This window comes from Streptomyces thermospinosisporus (assembly GCF_039526425.1).
GTDB lineage: Bacteria > Actinomycetota > Actinomycetes > Streptomycetales > Streptomycetaceae > Streptomyces > Streptomyces thermocarboxydovorans.
In genome coordinates this window covers 1-4,288 of the sequence record NZ_BAAAIZ010000099.1, presented here as the reverse complement: position 1 = coordinate 4,288, position 4,288 = coordinate 1, and the positions used below count along the sequence as shown (strand labels likewise).

Below are 4,288 nucleotides of genomic sequence, written 5' to 3'. Positions count from 1 at the left end.
GGACTCCACGAAACCGGGGTCAGCTCAGAGGACGGCTCAGCATGGGGCCTGTGGTACGAGATGACCGGCAAGGACACGGTCCTGGACGAGGAAACACTGGAGGAGACCACGATCCCGGTCGGCGTCTGGCACTTCGGTCGCCTGAACGCTGACGGCACCTTCTCCTCGGTGGTCTCCGAGGAAGTGGCGGCTCTGGACAGCCCGGTGAGGCTGACCGGCATCTACGACTCGGTGTACGGCACGATCAGCCTTTATCTGGGCTACGGGCAGAACGGCGACGCGAAGGCATTCACCGTAAAGCTCGGCACCGGCGACTTCGCCATCGGCAAGGGCTTCACCAACGGAGCATGGCAGCACCACCTGCCCGCCCGCGTCCACGAAGTCCGCCTGTGGGCAGGGGCGATGGCGAGCCCGGAGCAGATCGAATTCCGCGTGGGCGACTGACCCGGCGCAGGAGTTGTGCGGTGCCGCGCGACGGGCGCGCGGCACCGCACCCCAACGTCGCAGCTACTTGTTCGCCGACTTTCACGATGCCTCAATCAGCAGCGCAGGGACGGACAACCATGGCTTTTGGCATAGGCATAACAAGAAGAGTGCGCAGGAGAAGACGGAGCGTAGAGACCCTTGTGACGGTTCTCGCCCTGTCCCTCGTCGTTCCGACGGGACTGGTCGCCCCGGCGGCCCAGGCCGCGGACAAGGGACTGGGACGCCCAGACGCCCCTGACCAGCGAGTGAGCAAGGTCAAGGAGATCGACGGCCCTGGAGCGAAGAGGGCCCGCGCGAAGGTCGCCAAGGGCAAGAAGGCCGACACCGCGCGTGCCCGGCAGGCTCGGGCGGAGCGGAAGGTGACCTGGCCCGGAGGGGGCGACGCGCTCGTTGAGCTGGACGCCGGGAAACACACTGCGGCGAAGCCCGGCGGTCTCCCCATCGAGATCGGTTCTGTCAAGGGTGACGGTGGTGCTACGGCCCGGGTCACGGTGCTCGGGCAGAAGGCCGCGCGACAGGCGGGCATCACCGGTGTACTGGTGACTGCCGAGGCGGACGAGGCCGGGCAGGCCAGACTCAGCATCGACTACAGCGGCTTCGCCTCTGCGGTCGGAGGCGACTGGTCCTCCCGTCTGCGCCTCGTCCGCCTCCCCTCCTGCGTACTCGAGGCCCCCGAGAAGGCCGCGTGCCGTACCGCAACCCCGCTCAAGTCGGACAACGACCTTGATGACCAGACGGTCACCGCCGTTGTCCCGCTGGTCGGGAGCAGTGACGGCCCGTCGGCACAGCTGGCCGACGCCGACTCTTCCGATGCCGCGGTGTTCGCCGTGATGGCGGCCGGTGCCGGGGCGGGCGAGTCTCCGTCGGGTGCCGGTGACTACTCGGCCACCGACCTCTCGGAGTCGTCGTCCTGGGAAGCCGGGGACAACTCCGGTTCCTTCACCTGGGGTTACGACTTCAACCTGCCGCCAGCGGCTGCCGGCCCAACCCCGGAGCTGTCGTTGTCGTACGACTCGGCCAGCGTCGACGGCCGTACCGCGACCACCAACAACCAGGGAAGCGCGGTCGGTGAGGGCTTCAGCCTCACCGAGTCCTACATCGAACGGTCCTACGGCTCCTGCGACGACGACGGCCATGACGACGTCTTCGACCGGTGCTGGAAATACGACAACGCCCAACTCGTCCTGAACGGCAAGGCGACCCGCCTGGTCAAGAAGTCCGGGGACTGGGACAGCACCTGGCGGCTGGAGAACGACGACGCCTCCACAGTGACCCGCTCCACGGGCGCCGACAACGGCGACGGCAACGGCGAGTACTGGACCGTCATCACCGGCGACGGCACCAAGTACGTCTTCGGCCTGAACAAACTCGACGGCGCCACCGACCAGCGCACCAACTCCACCTGGACCGTGCCGGTCTTCGGCGACGACTCCGGCGAGCCCGGCTACAGCAACGGCGACTCCTTCGCCGAGCGTTCCGCGACCCAGGCGTGGCGGTGGAACCTCGACTACGTCGAGGACACCCACGGCAATGCCTCCACGTACTGGTACGCCAAAGAGACCAACCACTACAAGAAGAACAAGGCCACCACGGCCAATGCCGCCTACACACGAGGCGGCTACCTGAAGGAGATCAAGTACGGCCTTCGCAAGGGTGAGCTGTTCACTGACGACGCCGACGCCAAGGTCACCTTCAGCCACGCCGAGCGGTGCACCGCCTCGGACTGCTCGTCGCTGACCGAGGACACTGCCAAGAACTGGCCCGACGTCCCCTTCGACGCCATCTGCACCGACGGCGACACCGACTGCCTGGGAACCGGCCCGTCCTTCTTCTCCCGCAAGCGCCTGACCGGCATCGACACCTTCTCCTGGAACACCACCAGTGGCGCCTACGACCCTGTGGACTCCTGGGACTTCACGCAGGAGTACCTGGACGGCGGGGACATCGGTGACACCTCCGATCACGTCCTGACTCTGAAGTCGATCAAGCGGACCGGCAAGGCGAGTGGCACCCCGATCGGCCTCAACCCGGTCTCGTTCACCTACCAGTGGCGCGAGAACCGGGTCGACGGAACCGACGACATCCTGCCCCTGACCCGGCCCCGCATCGAAACCGTCACCTCGGAGACCGGGTCGATCACCACGGTGACTCTGTCCTCACCGGAATGTGTACGCAGCGAGGTGACCGGCGCGGCCGAGGACACCAACACCCGCTCCTGCTACCCGAAGTACTGGAACATCAACGGCTCCTCCGAGGCGTCGGTGGACTGGTTCCACAAGTACCGCGTCGAGGCGGTCGTCGTGTCGGACCCCGCGGGCCACAACGACGCGGTCGAGTACGCCTATGACTACAGCGGCGCCGCCTGGCACCACAGCGACGACCCCTTCACCCCGAAGGACGAGCGCACCTGGTCCGACTGGCGCGGCTACCGCCAGGTCACGGTCTACACCGGCGCCGAGGACACCACCCGCTCCAAGACGGTCTCGCTCTACATGCAAGGCATGCACGGCGACAAGAAGAAGGACGGAACCACCCGCTCCGTCTCACTTGCCCCCCTGTCCTCGCCCTCCATCGGGGTGGAGAGCATCACCGACCACGACCAGTACGCCGGAACACGCCGCGAGCACGTCACCTACGACGGCTCGACGCCGATCACCGTCGAGGTCACCGACCCGTGGTCCAAGGAGACGGGACGCCAGAGCGTCCCTGACGCCGCCGACCACGTGGCCCGCTACGTCCGTACGGGCAAGACCACCACATACGCCTATCTGACAGCCGCGCAGACCTGGCGGGCCCGCGCGATCGCCACCACCTACGACGACTACGGCATGCCCGTCACCGTCGACGACTCCGGTGAGGTCGGCAAGGGCGGTGACCAGACCTGCACCCGCACCTGGTACGCCCGCAACGCCGAGGCCGGCATTACCGACCTCGTCTCGCGCACGCGCTCGGTAGGGCAGTCCTGCTCAGTGACCGACACGAGCCTGAACCTGCCACCGACCGAGGAAACTCGGGGTGACGTCCTGGCCGACACCGCCACGGTCTACGACAACCCCTCTGCCACGACCTGGTCGGCGTCCCAGACGCCCACCAAGGGCGCGGCCACCTGGACCGGCCGCGCCACCGGTTACGCAGCCACCCCCGGGCTGGACGGATTCCGCCTGCCCTCGGGCTGGCAGACCACCTCGACCACGACGTACGACAGCCTCGGCCGCCCCTTGGCCGTCACCGACGCCGACGGCAACGCCACCAGCACCGCCTACACTCCCGCCACCGCCGGTCCGCTGACCAAGACGATCGTCACCAACCCCAAGGGCCACAAGATCACCAGCTTCCTCGATCACCGCCACGGCCAGGCCCTGCGGGTGTACGACGCGAACCTGAAGAAGACCGAATCCACCTACGACGCCCTCGGACGGCTGACCGCGGTCTGGCTGCCCAACCGCAACAAGGCCGCCGGCTACAGCGCGAACACCACCTTCGCCTACCGGATCAGCGGCAGCGAACCGTCCTGGGTGGCTACGTCGAAGCTCAAGAAGGACGGCGAGACGTACAACACCACCTACGAGCTGTACGACTCGATGATGCGGCCGCTGCAGACCCAGGCGCCCACCCCGCTCGGCGGCCGTGTACTGACCGACACCCGCTACGACACACGAGGTCTGGCCTACGAGAAGTACCAGGACATCTTCGACAGCACCTCCGCACCGAACGGCACCTACACACGCGAAGAGTACGGAGAGGCGCCCCGGCAGGATGGCGTCCCGCCAGGTGGTGTAGCCGATCAGTGTTGAGGTGTGCG

Annotated in this window: 1 protein-coding gene and 1 pseudogene; both read left to right on the top strand. The window is 67.2% G+C overall.

Annotated features, from left to right (window positions below; all coding sequences use genetic code 11):
- A partial coding sequence (locus tag ABD207_RS27160) for a LamG domain-containing protein (RefSeq protein WP_486388839.1) occupies positions 1–444 on the top strand: 444 nt, incomplete at its 5' end.
- A gap of 119 nt (positions 445–563) precedes the next feature.
- A pseudogene (locus ABD207_RS27155) lies at positions 564–4,241 on the top strand (RHS repeat domain-containing protein); the annotation flags it as partial.
- Between the last annotated feature and the right edge of the window lie 47 nt (positions 4,242–4,288).